Consider the following 19519-nt stretch of genomic DNA (forward strand, 5'->3'; position numbering starts at 1 on the left):
GCATGGAACGAGCGCCGGACTGGGAGTTCAAAGAACGCGACGTAGTCATCCTGAAGGAACTCGCGAAGAACCCGCAGGTGAGTTCGCGCGACCTCACCGACATCCTCGACCAAGAGTACGACATCGACGTCTCGCACGTCACCGTCTCCGAATCCATTCGGAAGATGCGTGACGCGGGCGTGTTCCGGGAGGCCATCATCCCGAACGAGGCGTACTTCATCTTCGCGCTCATGGAGTTCAAGTTCAACCCAGAGCACTTCGCGGAGGGCTGGCGGGACGCCATGGAGTACATCCGCGACCACGAGAACACGCTCTTCTACTTCCTCTCCGACGGCGAGTACCAGTGGAAGTCCGTGATGATGTTCCCCACTCGGCAGGCGGAATCCCGGTGGATTCACGACTTCTACAAGGACCACGGCGCAGTCGTCTCGAACATCCGGAACTCCGTCGTGACGAACGTCCTTCACTTCGGTACGAATCCCGAACTGTTCGACGCGCTCCCCCAGGAGGAGTAGGTCAGCCCGTAGGGCTGACCGAACATGCGAGCGGTGAGGCCGCGCGGAAGGCCTGTTTTCTGGGGTCGTCGATGCGGCGTCTCGACCCCACCGCCTTTATTCGTGGAGGTGGAAGCCGCGTGTATGCCACGCGTGGAAGTCGATATTCCGGACAACGTCGAGGTCGAACTGGACCGTCTCGTCGAGGAGGGCGAGTTCGTGAGCCGTCAGGAAGCCGCGGAGGAAATCCTCACGCACGGCCTCCAAGTGTACAAGCCCGAGATAGAGGGGTCTCGCGAGGAAGAAGAGATGTTCGGCGAGGAGATGCTGGAGACGAGCGAGCGGTCGCTCGGCGGCGAGGAAGACGACTACGAGTTCTAGCGCGTCGCGGGTCGCGGGCGCGCTCACCCCATACCCATGGAGCACGCCCGTCCCGCGTCCCGTGCGGGCAGCGTGGGACTCCCCGAATCGGAAGCCGTCGCCCGCACGAGACACCTACGTCGAGGGCGAGTACGGGCAAAAACCCACCGTCACACGGCCGTCAGACGGGCCTCACCGGAAGAGCCGGTAGGAGGTCGCGCCGACGGCCACGTCCACCAGCTCGCCCTCGTACTCGCTTTTGACCGTGACGTCGGTGACGCCCATCGAGCCGCCCGCACGGACGACTTCGGCTTCCGCGACGAGGTCGCTGGTGGCGGGACGGAGGTACTTCACGTCGAGGTCGGTGGTGCTGAGCGACACGTCGCTCGGGTCGTCGAAGGTCGTGCGGAGCGCGAACGCGCTTGACGTGTCCACGAGCGTCGCCGCGATACCGCCGTGGACCGACCCGCCGGAGTCCTCAGTTTCGGGGTTCAGGAGTTTCTCGTCGTAGGGGACGCGCATGACGACGCGACCCTCCGCGACCTCGTCGAACTCGACGCCGAGCCACGAGAGGTAGCCGTGGCTGCCGACGAACTCGTCGAACCCGAGACCGGACGCGGTCTTCATTCGCCCGTGAACTCGGGTTCGCGGTCCTCCTGGAACGCCGCCGTTCCCTCGCGGGCGTCCTCCGTGGTGAGGAGGAGCGCGAACGCCTGACTCTCCATCTGGAGGCCTGCGTCGAGGTCCTCGTCCGCGCCCTCGTTCATCACGCGTTTGGCGTGCTGGAGCGCGAGCGGCGGCCCGGAGACGAGGTCGTCGAGGAAGTCCGCGCACGTGTCCTCGTACTCGTCGGCGGGGACGGCGCGGTTGATGAGTCCCCAGTTCTCGGCGCGTTCGGCGTCGATGTGTTCGCCGCGGAAGACGAGTTCCTTCGCGCGCGCCTCCCCGATCATGCGGAGCGCGCGCTGCGTGCCGCCACCGCCCGGCAGGAGACCGAGGTTGATCTCGGGGAAGCCGAACGTCGAGTCCTCGGTGGCGACGCGGAGGTCGCAGGCGAGCGCGAGTTCGAACCCGCCGCCGAGGCAGTAGCCGTCGATTTTCGCGATGGTCGGCCGCGGGAACTCGTCGACGACCTGGAAGACCTCGGTGGGTTCGGCGCGCTTCGCGGGTTCGATGTCCGCGAACCCGGTCACGTCGGCGCCGGCGCTGAACGCGCGGTCGCCCGCGCCCTTGAAGGACACCGCGCGAACGTCCTCGGTGTCGACGGATTCGAGGAGGTCGACGACGGCGTCCATCAGGTCGTTGCTGAGCGCGTTCATGCGCTCCGGGCGGTCGAGTTCGACGTCGAGGAGTCCGTCGTCCGTGAGCTCCCAGTTGATGGTGTTGTAGTCGCCGGGGCCGCTGCCCGTGTTGTACTCGTAGAACCCCTCACCGGCTTCTTTACCGGTCTTCCCGTCCTCGACGAGTTCGATGAGGTAGTCCGCGGGCTCGTAGCGCTCTGCGCCGTACTCCTCGTGGAGGTCTTCGAGTTTCGCGAGCACCGTATCGAGGCCGAGTTTGTCGCCGCGCACGCAGATCCCCTCGGGGAAGCCCGCGCCGAGTTTCATCCCGGTGTCGATGGCGTCCGGGGTCGCCACGTCGTTCCCGATGAGCTTCGCGGCCTCGTTCACCATCCGGGCCTCGATGCGGAGCGTGTCCACGTCCTCGCCCTGGCCCTGCTCGTACGTGACGCCCTCGCCGTCGTCGTACTGGTAGTAGCCCTCGCCGGTCTTCCGGCCGAGTTCCTCGGCTTCGACCTTGGACTCCATCAGGGGCGGAATCTCCTTCCCGGCTTCCTTGCGGACGTGGTAGCCCACGTCGATGCCCGTGAGGTCGCCGAGTTCGAACGGCCCCATCGGGTAGCCGCGCCCGTAGACCATCGCGGCGTCGATCTCCTCGACGGTCGCGAGGTCCTCCGAGGCCATCCACGCGGCCTCCTCGCCGAACGGCCCGAGCACGCTGTTCACGACGAAGCCGTTCACGTCCTTGCGCACGAAGATAGGCGTCTTGTCGACGGCTTCGACGAAGTCGTAGGTCGCCTGCGCGGTGTCGTCCGCGGTCTCCGCGCCGTAGATGACCTCGACGAGGTCCATCTTCACGGGCGGGTTGAAGAAGTGCATGCCGACGACGTCCTCGGGGCGGTCGGTCGCGGACGCGATTTCGGTGATGGAGAGGCTGGACGTGTTGGACGCCAGAATCGCGCCGTCCTCGGCGTAGTCGTCGAGGTCGCCGAACACGTCCTTCTTGAGGTCCATCTGCTCGGGGACGGCCTCGATGACGATGTCCGCGTCCGCGACGGCGGTTTCGAGGTCGACCGCGGTGCTAATGCGGTCGAGAATGGTTTCGGGGGATTCGTCGAGGCGGTCGTTCTCGTCGAGTTTGTCGAGACTCCACTCGATGGACTCGTAGCCGTCCTGTACGATGTCCTCCTCGATGTCCCGCATCGTGACGTCGTAGCCGGCCATCGCCACGACCTCCGTGATGCCGTGACCCATGTTCCCGGAACCGATGACTGTGACCGTTTCGATGTCGTCTACGTCCATACTCGGTGGGTCGACGCGCTCGCCCATTAAACCACCGACAGAACGTTATCGCTGTAAACGCACGGAACGTTGAACTGTACGAAACTAGGTTCTCGTGGAGTATCCAGAATTTTCGGTAATAGTCGGGCGGATCGGTGCGGACGCGAGTTATGCGCTCTGTCGTGCTCGCGCGGTCGCGGTGATACCGGCGAGCACCACGGCGCCGCCGACTATCGTGGCCGCGCCCGGGACTTCAGCGAACACGAGGAGCGCCAGCAGCGTGCTTCCCAGTGGTTCGCCGAGGAGGCTGACGGAGACGACGCTGGACTCGACGTGTTCGAGCGCCCAGTTCACGACCGTGTGCCCGAACAGACCGGGGCCGAGAGCCATCGCCGCGAACAACGCCCATTCCGGAGCGGGATACGAGAGCAGGGGGTGGCCGGCGGCGAGCACGAACCCGAGGAGGGTGAGCGTGCAGACGGAGTAGACGACGAGCGTGTAGGGGACGAGCGCGACGCGCTGGCGGAGCGACCGGCCCGCGAGCACGTAGACGGACGCGGCGAGCGCGCCCGCGACGGCGAGCAGGTCTCCGTAGAGCGCGCCCGACCCGAGAAACGTAGAGAGAACGCTCGCGCCGCCGAGGGCGGGTTCGCCGAGCGCCATCACCGCCGCGCCGGCGACGGCGACGAGGATGCCGGCGAGCATCCGCCGCGTCAGGCGCTCGCCGAGCAGGACGGCCGCGCCGAGCGCGACGAACAGCGGCTGGGTCTGCACGAGCGTGACCGACGCGGCGACGCTCGTCCAGTTCAGGCTCTCGAACCACGCCGCGAAGTGCAGCGCGAGCGCCACCCCGGAGACGACCGCGACCGCGAGGTCTGCGCGGTCGAACGACCGGATTGCATCGCCGTGGCCGCGCGCGAACGGGAGGATGCAAGCGGTGGTGAAGAGCACGCGGTAGAACGCCTTCACGAGGCTCGGTGCGCTCGACGCCTCCACGAGAATCGCGCTCGTCGAGACGGCGGCGACCGCGACGGCGAGCGCCGCCATCGGGTCGGTGCGCGCCGCCAGTCGGTCGAAGCCACTCACTACGGGGGACTCACGGGTCGCGAAAGAAGTGCGTTTCTAGACGTTGGCGGGCGTGTCGAAGTCGTGGAAGTGCTCGCCCTCCTCCTTCGAGAGAATGTCGAGCGCCGCGGCGGCGCCGTCGCCCGCGGAGATGACGGCCTGCCACTCCTGGTCGCGAACCATCGCGCCGGTCGCGTACGCGTTCTCCACGCTCGTCTCCATGTCGACGCCCACATCCACCACGTCGCCGTCGAAGTCCGCGCCGAGTTCCTCCGCGAGGTCGCGGTTCGCGCCCGTCGCGAGCACGAGGTAGTCCGACTCGTACTCGCCCTCGCCGGTCACGACGTGGAAGCGGCCGTCCTCGGTCTTCGTGACGGACTCGACCTCCTCGTCGTCGTGGAGTTCCGCGCCGTGGTCGTCGCTCGCGTGCTTGCGCGCGCGCTCGTGGAAGACGCTCCCGTCGATGGACCGGATGCCGAGGTAGTTGAACAGGTGGGCCTTGTGGAGCCACGTTCCGTCCGTGTCGAAGACCGTGGTGTCGAGGTCGTTCTTCGCGGTGAACAGTCCCGCGCTCAGTCCTGCCGCGCCACCGCCGACGACGAGTACGTCAGACATGTCTTAGAATCCGGTCGCGAACCGGATAAAGCTACAGGCCGGAGAAACGTTCGCGGGTTCGGTGGTGACGCGCGCGGAACATCGCGTCGAGGCCGGGGCGGCCGAGCACGGCGGGCGCGCCGAACGGGAGTTCGTACCGGACGCGGTCCCGAATCAGCGTTCGGTCGTCGGACTCCGCGTAGAACAGATGGGTGTGCCGCCACGATTCGAAGGGGCCGCCCTCCATCTCGTCCACGAAGTACGCGAACCCGTCGCGCTCCTCGCGCTCGGCGATGACGGACGTCCAGGATTGTCGTGGGCCAGGGAGGAACGGCGGGCCGACGGACATTCGGATACGGGAGCCGGAATCGAGGACGTCCGGGTCGGGCGCGCCGTCCGGGCCGACGACGGACTCGACGCGGAGGCCGGCCCACGCGGGCGTCAGTTCTTCGAGGCCCGCGACGCGAGAATGGAACGCCCATACGTCGTCGAGCGGCGCGTCAACGCGCACCTCGCGCTCGTAGGTCGCCATACGATGGAGACGGAGGCGATGCCCTAAACACTCCCGGCGGCCGTGTCACGTGACAGCGACAGGAAGCACGCTTATGTACCCGCAGGAACGTTCGGAACGTATGCCTTCGGAGCGTGCGACCCGCACGACACCGTTCACAGCGATGTCCGTCCTCGAACGTGCCAGCGAACTGGAGGATGTCGTCCACATGGAGGTGGGCGAACCCGACTTCGAACCTCCTGCGGCGGCAGTCGAGGCAGCGGCGGCGGCGCTCCGGGACGGCCCGACCGAGTACACGTCGAGCCGCGGAAAACAGAGCCTGCGGGACGCGATCAGCGACCACTACGACCGCCGGTACGGCGTCGACGTGCCCGCCGAGCGAATCATCGTCACGCCCGGGTCGTCGCCCGCGCTCCTCCTCTCGATGCTCACGGTCGTGGACCCCGGCGAGGAGGTCGTTCTCACCGACCCCTATTACGCGTGCTACCCGAACTTCGTCCGGCAGGCCGGCGGCACCATCTCGACCGTTTCGCTCGACCCCGACGCGGGGTTCGCGCCCGACGTGGACGCGTTCCGGTCCGCCATCACCCGAGACACCGCGGCGGCGCTCGTGAACTCGCCGAGCAACCCCACCGGCGCCGTGATGAGCGGCGACAGCCTGGACGCGATCGCCGAGCGCGCGCGCCGCACCGACACGCGACTCGTCTCCGACGAGGTCTACCACGGCCTCACGTACGACGCCGACGAACACACGGTCCTCGAATACACGGACGACGCAATCGTGCTGGACGGCGTGTCGAAGCGCTACGGGATGACGGGCTGGCGGCTCGGCTGGATGGTCGCGCCGCCCGACCTGGTGGAGACGCTCAATCGGCTCGCGCAGAACATCGTCATCTGCGCGCCGAACCACGTCCAGGACGGCGCGGAGGCCGCGCTCCGCATGGGAGACGACTGGCTCGACGGCATCAAGGAGACGTATCGGGAACGCCGCGACTTCCTCGTGGACGCCGCCGTCGACCTCGGTCTCTCGATGGATTACACGCCGGGCGGCGCGTACTACCTCCTGCTCGACGTGAGCCACCTGCCCGGTGACGCGTTCGAGATTGCGGACGTGTTTCTGGAAGAGGCCGGTGTCGCAATGACGCCGGGGCCGGACTTCGGCGACGGCGCGGCGGACACGCTCCGTGCGTCCTACGCGACGAGCACGAGCGACCTCGAAGAAGCCGTCTCCCGACTGGACGACCTCCTGACGCAGACCGCTATTTGAGACGTTCCTGGAGGAATGAGGGATGAGCGGCGGTGACGCCGTCGATTTCCAGAATCTCGTCGGAGATGACCGCGCCGAGTTCGTCGCCGTCCGCCGCGCGCACTTCCGCCATCAGCATATGGTCGCCGCTGGACGTGTAGAGCGCGTGCACGCTCTCCATCTCTTTCAACGCGCGCGTCGCCTCGACGTACTGTTCACTCGCGACGTCGATACCGACCATCGCGATGCTCTGTCCCGAGAGCTTCTTCGGGTCCACGTCGGCCGAATACCCGACGATAACGCCCTCGTCTTCGAGTTTGTTGATGTACTTCCGGACCGTCGGCTTCGAGACACCAGCGTCCTCGGCGATATCAGCGTACGAGGCTTGCGCGTCCGCTTCGAGCGCCGACAGGATGCGGTCCTCGGTCGATTCACTACTCACACCCTCTCTTTGGCGTCCGTGAAAAAATATCTTCCGAAGGAGTAAACGCTACTTGTGGCGGTCGATGTAGTCGAACGACCGCTCCCACTCGGCGTCGTCGTCGAAGTAGCGCTCCGCGAGCGGCTGCTCAGGCATCGAGCCGCGGTGGCGCTTCTCCTGCTGGTAGGACCGACGGCCCTCCTCCACGTAGTAGCGGCCCGTGAGCACGGTACCCTCGTAGAGAGCGTCCTCGGTCTCGTGCATCATCTCCTGGGCCTCGCGGCGGTCGGACACGTCGAAGTCGTAGTCGTCGGAGTCCTGGATGTCCACGTAGGGGACGTACTGCTTCGCGTCCTTGTTCCACGTCGGACACTGGGTGAGGAAGTCGACGTGACTGAAGCCGTCGTGCTCCATCGCCTCGACGAGAATCTCCTTCGCCTGGTTCGGGTTCACGGCGGCCGTGCGCGCCACGTATGACGCGCCCGACGTGAGACCGAGGGAGAGCGGGCGAATCGGGGCTTTCGCGTTCCCCTCCGGCTGGGTCTTCGACTTGTGGCCCTGCGGGGACGTGGGGGACGTCTGGCCCTTCGTCAGCCCGAAGACCTCGTTGTTGAACACGATGTAGGTCATGTCGTGGTTCTCCCGGGCGGTGTGCATGAAGTGGTTCCCGCCGATACCGTACCCGTCACCGTCGCCACCGGCGGCGACGACTTCGAGGTCGGAGTTCGCGAGCTTCGCCGCGCGCGCGACCGGGAGCGAGCGACCGTGAATCGTGTGGAAGCCGTAACTGTCGAAGTAGCTGTTCAGTTTGCCCGAGCAACCGATGCCGGTGCAGAGCAGGACTTCCTCGGGGTCCTTCCCGAGTTCCGCCATCGCGCCCTTGAGGGCTTTGAGGACGCCGAAGTCCCCACAGCCCGGACACCAGGTCGGCTGCGGTTCGATACCGGGCGTGAATTCGTTCTGGTCGACCTCGCGGTCGTTACCGATTGCGCTGAATGCACTCATTGTTAGTCACCTGCCGCGGGTTCGAGCCGCGTCTGACTGGATGGTTCGTCGAGTCGGTCCTCGATCTCTATTTCGGCCGCTTCCACGATCTCCCCGGGTTCGAACGGGTTCCCGTTGTACTTGAGGAGGCTGGAGAGCATCCCGCCGTAGCTCCCGGTCTCCTTCTGGATGTGGCCGCGGAACTGCGCGGTCGTGCTCATCTCCACGACGAGTGCCTCGTCGACGCTGTCGAGGAAGTCACGGACCTTGCGCTCGGGGAACGGCGCCATCTCCGAGATGGAGAGAGCCTTCACCGAATACCCGGAGTCGTTCAGGCGGTCGACGGCCTCCTCGACCGTCCCCGTCTGACTGCCCCAGGAGACGAGACCGAAGTCCGCGGACTCGTCGCCGTACGTGTCCTGACGCGCGTCCTCGTCGAGGTCCGCGCGGATGGTCCGCATCTTGCGGAGCCGGCGGTTCATCTGGTTCACGCGGTTGTCGGGGTCCTCGCTGATGTGTCCCTCCGGGGTGTGTTCGTTCCCCGTCGCGAGGAAGTGCCCGCCCTTCTGGCCGGGAATCGACCGCGGGCTCACGCCGTTCTCGGGGTCGTGGCGGAACCGCTCGAACTTCCCGAACTCGTCGTGCGCGGCCTCCGCGATTTCGTCCTCGGTGAGCGTCGACCCCAGGCTTGGGTTCGCTTCCTGGTCAAAGAACGACGCGGGGACGTTCCGGTACTCGCCGGAGAGCTTCTGGTCGTAGATGACCATCACCGGAATCTGGTACTCCCACGCGACCTGGAACGCTTTCCGCGTCTGCTCGTAGCACTCGATGGGGTCCGAGGGCGCGAACACCACGCGGTGACTGTCGCCCTGGCTCGTGTAGAGGACGTGCTCCAGGTCGGCCTGCTCGGGCTTCGTCGGCATTCCCGTGCTGGGGCCGGCGCGCATCGATTCGACGAGCACGAGCGGCGTCTCCGTCATCTCCGCGAGTCCGAGCGGCTCCGACATGAGGGCGAACCCGCCGCCGGAGGAGCCGGACATCGCTTTCACGCCCGCGTGGCTCGCGCCGACCGCGAGCGCCGCCGCGGCGATTTCGTCCTCCACCTGCTCGCTGATACCGCCCACGTCGGGCATGAGCTGGGTGAGGATAGTGAAGACGTCCGTCCACGGCGTCATCGGGTAGCCGGAGATGAACCGGCAGCCCTCGTCGAGGGCGCCGTACGCGATGCCGTGGCTGCCGGAGACGAGCACCTGTTCTTCCTCGTGTTCGCCCTCGGGCACGGACACGTCGTGGGCGTCCACGTCGTACTCCTCCTGGACGGTCTCGTAGGCGTCGCGGAGCACCTCGATGTTGGCGTCGAGGATGTCGCCGCCCATCGCGTCGGCCATCAGTTCCTCGATGTAGTCGAGGTCGAAGCCGATGATGGCGGCGGTCGCGCCGACGCCGGCGGTGTTCCGCATAATCTCGCGGCCGTGTTCCTTCGCGAGACCGCGGAGGTCCAGGTCGTAGACGTGCCAGTTGTTCTCCTCGACGCGCTCGTCGAAGTTCTCGATGTCGTCGGTGTCGAGGAGGCCGGAGTCGTAAACGATGACGCCGCCCTCGCGGAGTTCGTCGAGGTTCTCGGAGAGCGGTTTCACTTCTTCCTCGCCGTAGTACGCGCCCTCCTTCGGGTTCCGAGCGAAGGAGTCGCCGAGCGAGAGGAGGAAGTTGTAACCGTCTCCCCGTGAGCGGACGTTCTCGTCCGCCGCGCGAATCTCGACGTACGTGTGGCCGCCGCGGATGCGCGACGGGTAGTGCCGGTGCGTGAAGACGTTGAGGCCCGAACGCATCAGCGCCTTCGCGAAGTTCTGGCTCGTCGAGTCGATTCCGTCGCCGGAACCGCCCGCGATTCGCCAGATGAGTTCGTTGTCAGTCATAGTAGGTTTCTGGCCCCCCTACAGTCTGGGCCTTATCGCAAAATTTGGCGGGACTCACTAAATCGTTTGCTATCCATTGGCAGGGAAAAATCGTGAAAAACGGGCCTGCGAACGCTCTCCCCCTGACCAGGCAGGAATTCGACTACGCCGACACACCCCTCAGAGAAAACGAACGTTCAAATACAATCGGGTAAATACAACAGTGTATAAATGCGGAAATATATCGTGGCTGTCCTCATTCTCCTCGTGCTTCTCCCGGTGGCCGTCACCGCCGATGGGAACGAACCGCCGCTTCCGGAAGCCGGCCTCGACCAGACCGTCACCCGCGGCGCCCCGGTCTACCTCGACGCCACCGGCTCCCACGACCCCGACGGCGAACTCACCAAAACGGAGTGGACAATACGCCGTCCGAACGACACGACGCGCACGCCGGATTGTCCGACCTGTCCGCGCACCTCGTTCACGCCACACGCCACCGGAACCTACACTGTCACTGTCCGGATCACCGACGACGACGGCGCGAGCGCCACCGACACACTCTACGTCACCGTCAACCCCGGCGACCCGCCGACAGTCACACTCAACGGCCCCGATGCCGCGCGAACCGGACACGGCGCGACCTACCGTGCAGTTGCCTCACCTGGCATCGCGCCCCTCGCGGCGCTAATGTGGTACGTCGACGAGACGCGCGTCCGAACAACCGTTCTCAACGGGGCGGGAACAACCGACACGCTCACTCACTACTTCAACCGCACCGGCGACCACACCGTCCGCGTTCGCGTCACCGACACCGACGACCGCCACGCGACCGCGCGAACACACACCAGCGCCCTCACTGACAGCAACACGACGACCGAACGCACCGACCCGACAACCGACATCCCACCCGCCGAAATCCAACAGCCCCCCGACGTGAATCCCGGTCTCCGCGGCCCGCGACTCCTCACCGGAGCCGAGCCCCTCACCGGGACCTATCGAGTGATCGACACCCCCGACAGCGTGACGCCGGTCATACGCGTCGACGATACCCGCCGACACCTCGGCCGAGCCGCGACACTCACGCTCCAGCCCGGCGTCCACGACATCACCGCCACCGTCGACACCACCCCCACCATCCGCTTCCCCGACAACACCAGCACCGTTATCGCCGACCCCGCACCCACAGTCGCCATCCCCGACACCCAGACCGGCCCCGGACTCACCATCACCGCACGCGCCACTGACGCATTCGACAACCTCGACACGCTCACCATCAGCATCGACGGCACCCGTGTCCACCACCGCGCCCGCACCGACCTCGACCACATCAAACACACCCACACGACCCTCCGCACCACATACCGCCAACCCACGCTCGAACCCGGCAACCACACTATCACCGTCACCGCCACCGACACCCGCAACCAGACCACTATCGAAACTAAAACGATTTCGGTCCCCCGCCCACCCGAAATACTCTCCGCCGAATTCGTCGAACGCGACAACAGAACCGCATACGACCACCGACTCGACCCCGAGAAATACACCGCCCACCACATCACCAGAATCGCACTCAACGGCGCAACACCCGCCGATGTAAAACTCATAGGCAATCCCACCGTTACCGGCGTTTTCGAACTCCCAAAAGACAACCACGAACGCGACCGAGCGTACAACCGACGAACAGACGTACTCACCGTCCACACGTACTGGGCCGCCGAGACACCCCAAGTCGGCCAAGTCATCCACACTGTCACGTGGCACGGGACACTCATCCCAGAACCCGTACAACAATCGTTCGAAGCCTATCCCAGCGATCCCGTAATCCGATATACCATCGATAGCGAAGGAGTCACCGGGAATTTCGATGAGCGGGGTATAGTTATCAACGCCAGCAGAACGTTCGACCCAGACGATACTCCACTTGAATTCGAATGGAGAGGAGATGTGTCCGTAGAGAAGTTTTCACCAGAGGTGGCGAAAACTAAAGCATTAGGGAGATCCACATTAGTCGTCCGGGACGGGAACAGTGGTAGGTCAGAGCAGACATACAATTTCTTGGATGGATATGTTCCAGACATAGAGAATATTACCGAGGTTTCTGCAGGCCCGTATCGGTTGGGTGACTCAGTTCTGTTCCGTGTGTCTTCGATCGCAGCGATGCTTCCGAAGAACACCTACGAGTTGAATCTCGACATTGGTATTCGTGTACCGGGTAGCGGTCACGTCGTCTCTTGGAAGAAGGACTACGGATTGGTGTACGGCGGGCCACGAAGAGGGACGGGCGTTCAGTTCAGTGGAACAGTTTCGGTTCCGGTCGAGGCGTTCGAGGGAGGACAACCGGTGGTCGAGCTGTTCAACAGGGACGGAGGAAGTTGGAACGTGGTGCGAAAAACTCTGCCGAGTATTTCGAGAGTTCCGCACGGCACACCCGGAGTAGTGAACGAGACAGTCATCGACGCGGAGTACTTGGTTGAGCGTCCGACGTACACGACGCAAGTGGTGCAGAGCGAGCAGAAAAAGAATGAACTGCTTGGGTCAGGGTACGCTATCACGCGGAAAGAACAGGTCGGAACGTTGCATACTATAGCGGAACGCCGGCTTGTTGAACCCGCACAGTACGAGACTCGGTACGAGACGTTCCGACATCGAGGCTATCTGAATGTGTTCCTCGCGGAGAACGACGCGTGGCGCGAGGGGCCGTCGTCGACGACCAGTGAGGAGCGTACAGTGACCGAGTACGAGTGGCGGAACTCCCGTTCGGGAGACGGCTGGTTCACGGGAGAGACGCGGCGCGTGCTCATCGACGACGCGGACTACAAGACGTATCGACAATACGAGTACGACCGTCGCGTGCAGCGAACCGGGACAAAAACCGTGACGCGGTATCGGATGGGACGCATCCCGTACGAAGTCACGGAGAAAGTTCGGCGGTGTAACGACTTCTTCGGGTGTTACTGGGCGACTGTCACTGAGACACGCTGGAAGACTGTGCACGAACCGTACCAGGAGACCGTCTCGTACACGTACTGGACGACAGAGACTGAGACGTACTGGGGGCTGTTCAAGCGGAGTTGGGATCACGAGTTTACCGGACGGACCTCGCGGGTGAAAGTACAGAACGCCCAGTACGGAACCGAATACCGGTACGGCTACGACCGGACGTACACCGAACGGGTGACGACGTACACGGCGACACGGCAGGTTCAAACCTCGCCAGCTACCTACGAGTGGGTCGACGTAGACACGACGAGCAACATCCTTGACGCCGCATCGCTCGCCACAGACCCGACGCGACGAATCAGCGACTCAGAACCGATCATCGAGTGGACGATGCAAAAACGAACCGGCACGCAAACCGAATGGGTCGACGACCCGCGTAGTGAATCGGCGGTCAGTAAGACCCGACTCACGATTCGTCAGGAGGTCAGCATCCCGTACGTGAACGAAGAGCTACGCACGTTCACTGCGGAAACAGTCGTGAATACAACGACGAAAACGGTCGACGGATACGAACCAGTAGAGTAAAATACCCAAATATAATATAAAATACCAAATGTATATGGATAAAAAATGCTTGCTCGCGATTCTCGTCGTCGCGGTTCTGACGACTGGCGTTCACGCCGCATCGACGCCGACGGAGGTGGATACGAAAACGTTCGACTCGCTAATGGGTGCTGAGTACACAGTTTCGTTCGGCGAAAGCACCAAACAGCTACGCGTTGATATCGAGAACCCTACGGATCGAACACTGAACACCACGTATTCGTTCGACGTCGACGGCTGGGAGTACAGCCGAAGCACGTTCACACTTAAGCCAGACGAATCACGCCACCAAGCGTACAACATCACCGACGGAATACGTGTCGAGCAAGACGTTCACTCGATACACCTCGTTACCGCGGGTGGAAGCGCCCAGTTTGAGTTCAACAGAACGTATTCGACCCTGAACCCCGCAAACGTCCCAGTCCCAAAAATCACTGATATCGAAGTCGATACCGGGACTGCACGCGGAAACGAATCGACAGTCGCCTACGTAACCGTCGAAAACCCGAGCAAGAACGTATACGTATCACATGTCGTAGGTTACACGCAAGAAACAGCTGCAACGTCGAGTATGGCAAACCCCTTGCCGGGAACGTCTGAGACGGTTACGTTGGAGTTGTTGGAGCCGATCGGTTCGGAGGTCCAAGGGGAAATTCGGTTGTTCATGGGGCAGCCGAACGAGACGGAGGGTGCGTTGGAGCAGGTGGAGTTCAGTGGGGCGGCCGGGTCGGAGACGGAGTACGAACAGGAGGTGTACGAGCCGTTCAGTCTGGACGGGCCGAACGGCGGGTATTCGTACGGCGGTTCGGGGAGTGAGGGCGTTCCGGAAGACATCCCGCTGCTCGGGGCGGGAGTTCTTGGTGTGGTGTTGCTCGGTGGCGTGTGGTGGTGGCGGCGTTAGCGGTCGAGGCCGCCCTGTTCGCTGACCTGGAGGATGTTCCGCATGTTGAGGTAGATTTCTTGGGGCGTGGTGTCCTCGTCCTCGTCGTAGAGGTCGCTGACGCGCTGGAGGAGTGCGGCGATTTTCTCTCCTTCGTCGCTCTCGTCGCGGAGGTCGCTGGCGACATCACGAAGGACGTCCCGTTTTTCGTCGTCAGTGGGCATTGTTACTGGAGGCTCCGGCGGTTGAGGATGCCGGTCATGTTGGCGACGTTTCCGGCGAGGTCGCGGAAGGCGTCACCGGTCTCGCTGTCCTGGTCGAGAACGATTGGGCGGCCGCCGTCACCGCCCTCGCGGACGCGGGGGTCGAGCGGGAGGGAGCCGAGGAAGGGAAGGTCGTTCTCGTCGGCGAACTCCTCGCCGCCGCCGCGTCCGAAGATGTCGTGTTGGCTGCCGCAGTCGGGGCACGTGAACGTGCTCATGTTCTCGGCGATGCCGAGGACGGGCGTGTCGTGTTTGCCGAACATGCGGAGGCCCTTGCGGGCGTCGTCGACGGCGACGTCCTGTGGGGTGGTGACGACGACGGCGCCGGTGAGGGGGACGGTCTGGAGCATGGTGAGTTGGGTGTCGCCGGTTCCCGGTGGGAGGTCGACGACGAGGTAGTCGAGGGCTCCCCACTCAACGTCCTCGACGAGCTGGGTGATGACCTTGTGGACCATCGGGCCGCGCCAGATAACGGGGTCGTCCTCACCGACCATGAACGCCATGCTCATGAGTTTCATTCCGTACTTCTCGGGCGGGACGATGGTGTCTTCCTGGGTTGCTTTCGGGTGGTCGTCGGCGTCGACCATCCGGGGGACGTTCGGGCCGTAGATGTCGGCGTCGAACAGGCCGACGCGCGCGCCGCGGTCGGCGAGGCCGGCGGCGACGTTGACGGAAACAGTGCTCTTGCCGACGCCGCCCTTCCCGGAGGCGATGGCGATGACGTTCTTCACGCCGGGAAGGACGGAGCTGTCCGTGTCGGTGTGCGCGGAGATGTCTGGGGTGAGGCCTTCGTCGTGGAGCGCGTCGCGGACGCGGTTCGCGATACCGGTTTCGTTGGGGGCGTAGGGGGCGCCGAGGGCGAGGGAGACGCTGGCTGTGTCGCCGTCCACCTGGATGTCGTTGACGAGGTTGAGCGAGACGATGTCGCCGCCGAGGTCGGGGTCCTCGACGGTGCGGAGGATGTCGCGTACGTCCTCGGGAGTCATGGCGCGGAGTAGGTGGTGTGGCGTGGATAAGGATTGCGTACCGGCGGACGTAACCGATTCTGGTTACGGAAACGCGCTCCTACCCACGATTTTATGCACGTCCGGCGGTCATCTACGTGTATGCGCGAGGACTCGTTCGGCCGGGACGTCACGGGAGTCCGGGTGTCCCTGACGGACCGCTGTAACTTCGACTGCGTCTACTGTCACAACGAGGGACTGGGGGACACGCGGGGGCCGATGGACGCGCGCGACCACGAGATGAGCGCGGACGACGTGGTGCGGTTCCTCGAAGTCGTGGCGGAGTACGGCGTCGATTCCGTGAAGTTCACCGGCGGAGAGCCGATGTTGCGCGACGACCTCGAGGAGATTATTCGGCGGACGCCGGACGGGATGGAGGTGTCGATGACGACGAACGGTACCTTCCTCCCCGGGCGCGCCGAGGACCTCGTGGACGCGGGGCTGGAGCGCGTGAACGTCAGTCAGGACGCGCTCGATAGAGAGCAGTTCAAGCACGTCACGCAGTCCGGCGCGTACGACCGCGTGCTGGAGGGCGTGGACGCCGCGCTCGACGCAGGCCTCGATCCGGTGAAGCTCAACATGGTCGTCTTCGAGAAGACCGCGGGCTACGTTGAGGGAATGGTCGACCACGTCTCCGAAAACCCGGGACTACAGCTCCAACTCATCGAGTTCATGCCGGAACTCGTCGGGAAGCCCGAGTGGGCGATCGACATCGAGCGCGTGCACGACTGGCTCGCCGAGCAGGCGGACGAGGTCGAGCACCGGGAGATGCACGACCGGAAGCGCTACTGGGTTGACGGCGGAATGGTCGAAATCGTCGACCCTGTCGGGAACGCGAACTTCTGCGCGAACTGCCACCGCGTGCGCGTCACACACGAAGGCTACCTCAAGGGCTGTTTGAACCGCAACGACGACCTCAAATCGATGGGCGAGATGACGAAACCCGAAATCCGGGAGGCGTTCGAGCAGACCGTGGACGAGCGCGTGCCGTTCTACGGCGAGTACATGGTCCGAGACGGCGACGGCGGCTGGGAAGTCAACGAGAAATACGTGACAGCGTAACGCTGTCCCGATGCCGCCGATGGTGGTTCGTGATGTTTAAGTAAGGGCGGCGGTTCGGTACTGATGCAGTCACTGTAGGGGCGTCAGGTCCCGAGTCCGGAAGGGCGACAGTACACACGAGAACGGGTCGTGGTAGCCTAGCCTGGTCAAGGCGCAGGGTTGCTAACTCTGTGGCGTAAGCCTCCGGGGTTCAAATCCCCGCCACGACGCCTCAACCGCAACGAACACCACGAAATCAAACTATGAGTGCAGAAGACCACCAAGAACCGGACGAAGACGAGGAACTTCAGTACTTCGTCCGCATCGGTCAGACGGACCTCGACGGCACCAAGACCGTCGAGCGCGCCCTCGCCGAACTCGACGGTCTCGGTCGACGCACCGCGCGAATCGTCGCCGACAACTCCGGCGTCGACCGCTCGGCGACGTTCGGCCGACTCGACGACGACGAAATCGAAGCCGTCGTCGAGTCCGTTGAGGGCTTCGCTGACGAGGTCCCCGACTGGCTGATGAACCGACGCAACGACTTCTACACCGGCGACTCCGAACACATCACCGGCAACAACGTCGAACTGACGCGGAATCAGGACGTCAACCGGATGCGGATGATTCGGTCCTACAAGGGCGTGCGCCACGAGCGCGGACAGAAGGTCCGCGGCCAGCGCACCAAGTCCACCGGTCGTACCGAGGGCACCATCGGCGTGAACGTCGAGGAGCTCCGCGAAGAAGCCGAAGAAGAAGCAGCGGCCGAGGAGGCTGGTGAATAATGGCGCTTCCCGGTGAGAACACCAAGTTCTACGAGACGCCGAACCACCCCTATCAGGGCGAGCGCATCGCCGAGGAGTCCGACCTCCTCGGCCGCTACGGCCTGAAGAACAAAGAAGAGCTCTGGCGTGCGCAGTCCGAACTGCGTTCGTACCGCCGCGAGACGCGTGACCTCCTCGGTACCACGAACCCCGAGGACCGGGAGGGCGAGGAGTTCCTCGCTCGCCTGAAGCGCATCGGCGTTCTCGGCGAGACGGACGAACTCGACGCCGTCCTGTCGCTCGACGTGACGGACGTGCTCGAACGCCGCCTCCAGACGGTCGCGTACCGCAAGGGTCTCGCGAACACGCCCAAGCAGGCGCGACAGTTCATCACCCACGGCCACGTCACGGTCGACGGCCACCGCGTTACCGCGCCGTCGTACAAGGTCGAGGTCGCGGAGGAGGACGCCATCGAATTCGACGAAACCAGCCCGCTCACGGACGAGCTTCATCCCGCGCGAGCGGACAATCAGGAATAAATCATGGCTGAAGAAACAGACGACAAATGGGGCATCGCCCACGTGCACGCCTCGTTCAACAACACGATCCTCACCATCACCGACGAGACGGGCGCCGAGACGCTCGCAAAGTCGAGCGGTGGCGCGGTCGTGAAGCAGAACCGGGACGAGGCGTCGCCGTACGCGGCGATGCAGATGGCGGAGAAGATCGCAGAGGACGCGAAAGAACAGGGTATCGAGGGCGTGCACGTTCGCGTGCGCGGCCCCGGCGGCAACCTCCAGCAGAACCCGGGTCCGGGCGCACAGGCGACGATCCGTGCGCTCGCCCGTGCCGGTATCGAAATCGGCCGCATCGAGGATGTTACGCCTATCCCGCACGACGGGACGCGACCCCCCAAGAACTCGGGATTCTAACACATGGCAACTGACTTCGACGTCGAATTCATCGACCACGGCGACCGGGAATCCCGCTTCCTCGTTCGGAACGCGACGCCCGCGTTCGCGAACGGCATCCGTCGGGCCATCATCGCGGACGTCCCGACGCTCTCCATCGACACCGTTCGGTTCGTCGAGAACTCGAGCGTGATGTTCGACGAGCAACTCGCGCTCCGACTGGGTCTCGTGCCGCTCACGACGCCCGAGGGCGAGTTCGAGGAGGGCGAGGGCGTCACGCTCGCGCTCGACGTCGAGGGGCCCGGGGTCGCCTACTCGGGCGACCTCGTCACCGACGACCCACAGGTCGAGCCAGCGGACAAGAACGTCCCCATCATCGAGCTGAAGGAGGACCAGCGGCTGGAACTCGAAGCGGACGCCGTGCTCGGACGGGGCCGCAACCACGCCAAACACCAGGGCGGCGTGGGTGTCGGCTACCGCCACCTCCAGCGCGTCGAAGTCGTCGGTGACGCGGACGAGTACGCGGAGGACGAACCCGAGATCGTTCGGGGCGTCATCGAGGACGACGGCGAACTCGTCCCGACGGAGGAGTTCGACCACGACCTCACCCAGCGATACGAGGGGAAGGAGGTCGAGCTCCACGACGTGCAGGGCGCGTTCGTCTTCCACGTCGAGTCTGACGGCTCGATGCCCGTCGACGAACTGGTACTCCGTGCCGTGAACTCCCTGAGTTCGCGCGCGGACGAACTCGAACAGGCAGTCCAACTATAACAAAATGACCTCCCCGACCCACACTACCGTCGTTCGCGTCCCGGCAGAGCCGTCGCTCCGTCGGACCGAAATCGGTATGAAGGGCGGGGGACAACGTGGAGGTACGCCTTCTCAACGGGCGTGCAGGGATAGCCAAGTTTGGCCAAAGGCGCAGCGTTCAGGGCGCTGTCCTGTAGAGGTTCGCAGGTTCAAATCCTGCTCCCTGCAC

The 19519-nt window shown here is 64.3% G+C and carries 20 protein-coding genes and 2 tRNA genes; 12 read left to right on the top strand and 10 right to left on the bottom strand.

What is annotated here, in order from left to right; genetic code table 11:
- The first annotated feature begins 2 nt into the window (after positions 1 to 2).
- Entirely contained in the window at positions 3 to 515 is a 513-nt protein-coding gene (locus U3A55_RS09890) for a winged helix-turn-helix domain-containing protein (protein WP_442978301.1), read from the top strand.
- A gap of 123 nt (positions 516 to 638) precedes the next feature.
- Entirely contained in the window at positions 639 to 875 is a 237-nt protein-coding gene (locus U3A55_RS09895; RefSeq protein ID WP_330991343.1) for a DUF7120 family protein, read from the top strand.
- A 171-nt stretch (positions 876 to 1046) separates the two neighbouring features.
- Here U3A55_RS09895 and U3A55_RS09900 read toward each other — a convergent pair whose 3' ends face one another.
- From U3A55_RS09900 to U3A55_RS09920, 5 genes are all read right to left on the bottom strand, one after another.
- Positions 1047 to 1481: a PaaI family thioesterase gene (locus U3A55_RS09900; RefSeq protein ID WP_330991344.1), complete on the bottom strand. Its 435-nt coding sequence runs from the start codon at positions 1479 to 1481 to the stop codon at positions 1047 to 1049.
- Positions 1478 to 3436, bottom strand: a complete 1959-nt coding sequence (locus U3A55_RS09905) for a 3-hydroxyacyl-CoA dehydrogenase/enoyl-CoA hydratase family protein (RefSeq protein ID WP_330991345.1) — start codon at positions 3434 to 3436, stop codon at positions 1478 to 1480. The genes U3A55_RS09900 and U3A55_RS09905 overlap by 4 nt, the downstream gene beginning before the upstream one ends.
- Before the next feature lie 147 nt (positions 3437 to 3583).
- On the bottom strand, positions 3584 to 4462 hold the full coding sequence (locus tag U3A55_RS09910) for a DMT family transporter (RefSeq protein ID WP_330991480.1): 879 nt from the start codon (positions 4460 to 4462) through the stop codon (positions 3584 to 3586).
- A 75-nt stretch (positions 4463 to 4537) separates the two neighbouring features.
- Entirely contained in the window at positions 4538 to 5095 is a 558-nt protein-coding gene (locus U3A55_RS09915) for an FAD-dependent oxidoreductase (RefSeq protein ID WP_330991346.1), read from the bottom strand.
- 31 nt (positions 5096 to 5126) lie between these two features.
- On the bottom strand, positions 5127 to 5606 hold the full coding sequence (locus tag U3A55_RS09920) for an SRPBCC family protein (protein ID WP_330991347.1): 480 nt from the start codon (positions 5604 to 5606) through the stop codon (positions 5127 to 5129).
- Between the two features lie 100 nt (positions 5607 to 5706).
- Here U3A55_RS09920 and U3A55_RS09925 point away from each other — a divergent pair, with 100 nt between their 5' ends.
- The gene (locus tag U3A55_RS09925; RefSeq protein ID WP_330991348.1) at positions 5707 to 6852 is read left to right on the top strand and encodes a pyridoxal phosphate-dependent aminotransferase; all 1146 of its coding nucleotides are present in this window, start codon (positions 5707 to 5709) and stop codon (positions 6850 to 6852) included.
- On the opposite strand, the gene lrpA1 is transcribed toward U3A55_RS09925, so the two are convergent.
- From lrpA1 to U3A55_RS09940, 3 genes are read right to left on the bottom strand one after another with little or no spacing between them, the layout of a single operon-like run.
- Positions 6845 to 7273 carry an HTH-type transcriptional regulator LrpA1 gene (lrpA1, locus tag U3A55_RS09930; RefSeq protein ID WP_330991349.1) on the bottom strand — a complete coding sequence of 143 codons (429 nt, stop codon included), beginning with the start codon at positions 7271 to 7273 and terminating at the stop codon, positions 6845 to 6847. The two genes, U3A55_RS09925 and lrpA1, sit on opposite strands and share 8 nt — an antisense overlap.
- A gap of 48 nt (positions 7274 to 7321) precedes the next feature.
- Positions 7322 to 8257, bottom strand: a complete 936-nt coding sequence (locus U3A55_RS09935; protein ID WP_145846838.1) for a thiamine pyrophosphate-dependent enzyme — start codon at positions 8255 to 8257, stop codon at positions 7322 to 7324.
- Between the two features lie 2 nt (positions 8258 to 8259).
- Positions 8260 to 10152, bottom strand: a complete 1893-nt coding sequence (locus U3A55_RS09940; RefSeq protein ID WP_330991350.1) for a 2-oxoacid:acceptor oxidoreductase subunit alpha — start codon at positions 10150 to 10152, stop codon at positions 8260 to 8262.
- A gap of 225 nt (positions 10153 to 10377) precedes the next feature.
- On the opposite strand from U3A55_RS09940, the gene U3A55_RS09945 reads away from it, so the two are divergent.
- Together U3A55_RS09945 and U3A55_RS09950 are read left to right on the top strand one after the other, a co-directional pair.
- Positions 10378 to 13659: a PKD domain-containing protein gene (locus U3A55_RS09945; RefSeq protein WP_330991351.1), complete on the top strand. Its 3282-nt coding sequence runs from the start codon at positions 10378 to 10380 to the stop codon at positions 13657 to 13659.
- 49 nt (positions 13660 to 13708) lie between these two features.
- On the top strand, positions 13709 to 14578 hold the full coding sequence (locus tag U3A55_RS09950; protein WP_330991352.1) for a hypothetical protein: 870 nt from the start codon (positions 13709 to 13711) through the stop codon (positions 14576 to 14578).
- Here the strand turns inward: U3A55_RS09950 and U3A55_RS09955 are convergent.
- Both U3A55_RS09955 and U3A55_RS09960 read right to left on the bottom strand, forming a co-directional pair.
- Positions 14575 to 14781: a hypothetical protein gene (locus U3A55_RS09955; RefSeq protein ID WP_330991353.1), complete on the bottom strand. Its 207-nt coding sequence runs from the start codon at positions 14779 to 14781 to the stop codon at positions 14575 to 14577. The two genes, U3A55_RS09950 and U3A55_RS09955, sit on opposite strands and share 4 nt — an antisense overlap.
- Positions 14782 to 14783: 2 nt before the next feature.
- Complete coding sequence (locus U3A55_RS09960; protein ID WP_330991354.1) at positions 14784 to 15806, bottom strand: Mrp/NBP35 family ATP-binding protein; 1023 nt, start codon at positions 15804 to 15806, stop codon at positions 14784 to 14786.
- A gap of 120 nt (positions 15807 to 15926) precedes the next feature.
- On the opposite strand from U3A55_RS09960, the gene moaA reads away from it, so the two are divergent.
- The 7 genes from moaA to U3A55_RS09995 all read left to right on the top strand — a co-directional run bounded on the left by moaA (position 15927) and on the right by U3A55_RS09995 (position 19518).
- On the top strand, positions 15927 to 16886 hold the full coding sequence (moaA, locus tag U3A55_RS09965) for a GTP 3',8-cyclase MoaA (RefSeq protein WP_330991355.1): 960 nt from the start codon (positions 15927 to 15929) through the stop codon (positions 16884 to 16886).
- A 126-nt stretch (positions 16887 to 17012) separates the two neighbouring features.
- Positions 17013 to 17095 (top strand) — tRNA-Ser (locus tag U3A55_RS09970).
- Between the two features lie 33 nt (positions 17096 to 17128).
- Positions 17129 to 17650: a 30S ribosomal protein S13 gene (locus U3A55_RS09975; protein WP_330991356.1), complete on the top strand. Its 522-nt coding sequence runs from the start codon at positions 17129 to 17131 to the stop codon at positions 17648 to 17650.
- Complete coding sequence (locus U3A55_RS09980; protein ID WP_330991357.1) at positions 17650 to 18168, top strand: 30S ribosomal protein S4; 519 nt, start codon at positions 17650 to 17652, stop codon at positions 18166 to 18168. Before U3A55_RS09975 ends, U3A55_RS09980 begins: the two co-directional genes overlap by 1 nt.
- A gap of 3 nt (positions 18169 to 18171) precedes the next feature.
- Positions 18172 to 18561 carry a 30S ribosomal protein S11 gene (locus tag U3A55_RS09985; protein WP_145846822.1) on the top strand — a complete coding sequence of 130 codons (390 nt, stop codon included), beginning with the start codon at positions 18172 to 18174 and terminating at the stop codon, positions 18559 to 18561.
- Between the two features lie 3 nt (positions 18562 to 18564).
- Complete coding sequence (locus U3A55_RS09990) at positions 18565 to 19311, top strand: DNA-directed RNA polymerase subunit D (protein ID WP_330991358.1); 747 nt, start codon at positions 18565 to 18567, stop codon at positions 19309 to 19311.
- 122 nt (positions 19312 to 19433) lie between these two features.
- Positions 19434 to 19518: transfer RNA gene (locus U3A55_RS09995), tRNA-Leu, on the top strand.
- Position 19519: the final 1 nt, after the last annotated feature.

The organism is Salarchaeum sp. III, assembly GCF_036418315.1.
In the GTDB taxonomy this organism is placed as follows: domain Archaea; phylum Halobacteriota; class Halobacteria; order Halobacteriales; family Halobacteriaceae; genus Salarchaeum.

Coding starts and splice junctions, on each gene's coding strand:
- U3A55_RS09980 (WP_330991357.1), top strand. CDS start 17,650: ATGGCGCTTCCCGGTGAGAACACCAAGTTCTACGAGACGCCGAACCAC.
- U3A55_RS09895 (WP_330991343.1), top strand. CDS start 639: ATGCCACGCGTGGAAGTCGATATTCCGGACAACGTCGAGGTCGAACTG.
- U3A55_RS09985 (WP_145846822.1), top strand. CDS start 18,172: ATGGCTGAAGAAACAGACGACAAATGGGGCATCGCCCACGTGCACGCC.
- U3A55_RS09990 (WP_330991358.1), top strand. CDS start 18,565: ATGGCAACTGACTTCGACGTCGAATTCATCGACCACGGCGACCGGGAA.
- U3A55_RS09890 (WP_442978301.1), top strand. CDS start 3: ATGGAACGAGCGCCGGACTGGGAGTTCAAAGAACGCGACGTAGTCATC.
- U3A55_RS09900 (WP_330991344.1), bottom strand. CDS start 1,481: ATGAAGACCGCGTCCGGTCTCGGGTTCGACGAGTTCGTCGGCAGCCAC.
- U3A55_RS09935 (WP_145846838.1), bottom strand. CDS start 8,257: ATGAGTGCATTCAGCGCAATCGGTAACGACCGCGAGGTCGACCAGAAC.
- moaA (WP_330991355.1), top strand. CDS start 15,927: ATGCGCGAGGACTCGTTCGGCCGGGACGTCACGGGAGTCCGGGTGTCC.
- U3A55_RS09955 (WP_330991353.1), bottom strand. CDS start 14,781: ATGCCCACTGACGACGAAAAACGGGACGTCCTTCGTGATGTCGCCAGC.
- U3A55_RS09940 (WP_330991350.1), bottom strand. CDS start 10,152: ATGACTGACAACGAACTCATCTGGCGAATCGCGGGCGGTTCCGGCGAC.
- U3A55_RS09905 (WP_330991345.1), bottom strand. CDS start 3,436: ATGGACGTAGACGACATCGAAACGGTCACAGTCATCGGTTCCGGGAAC.
- U3A55_RS09925 (WP_330991348.1), top strand. CDS start 5,707: ATGCCTTCGGAGCGTGCGACCCGCACGACACCGTTCACAGCGATGTCC.
- U3A55_RS09915 (WP_330991346.1), bottom strand. CDS start 5,095: ATGTCTGACGTACTCGTCGTCGGCGGTGGCGCGGCAGGACTGAGCGCG.
- U3A55_RS09910 (WP_330991480.1), bottom strand. CDS start 4,462: ATGGCGGCGCTCGCCGTCGCGGTCGCCGCCGTCTCGACGAGCGCGATT.
- U3A55_RS09975 (WP_330991356.1), top strand. CDS start 17,129: ATGAGTGCAGAAGACCACCAAGAACCGGACGAAGACGAGGAACTTCAG.
- U3A55_RS09960 (WP_330991354.1), bottom strand. CDS start 15,806: ATGACTCCCGAGGACGTACGCGACATCCTCCGCACCGTCGAGGACCCC.
- U3A55_RS09920 (WP_330991347.1), bottom strand. CDS start 5,606: ATGGCGACCTACGAGCGCGAGGTGCGCGTTGACGCGCCGCTCGACGAC.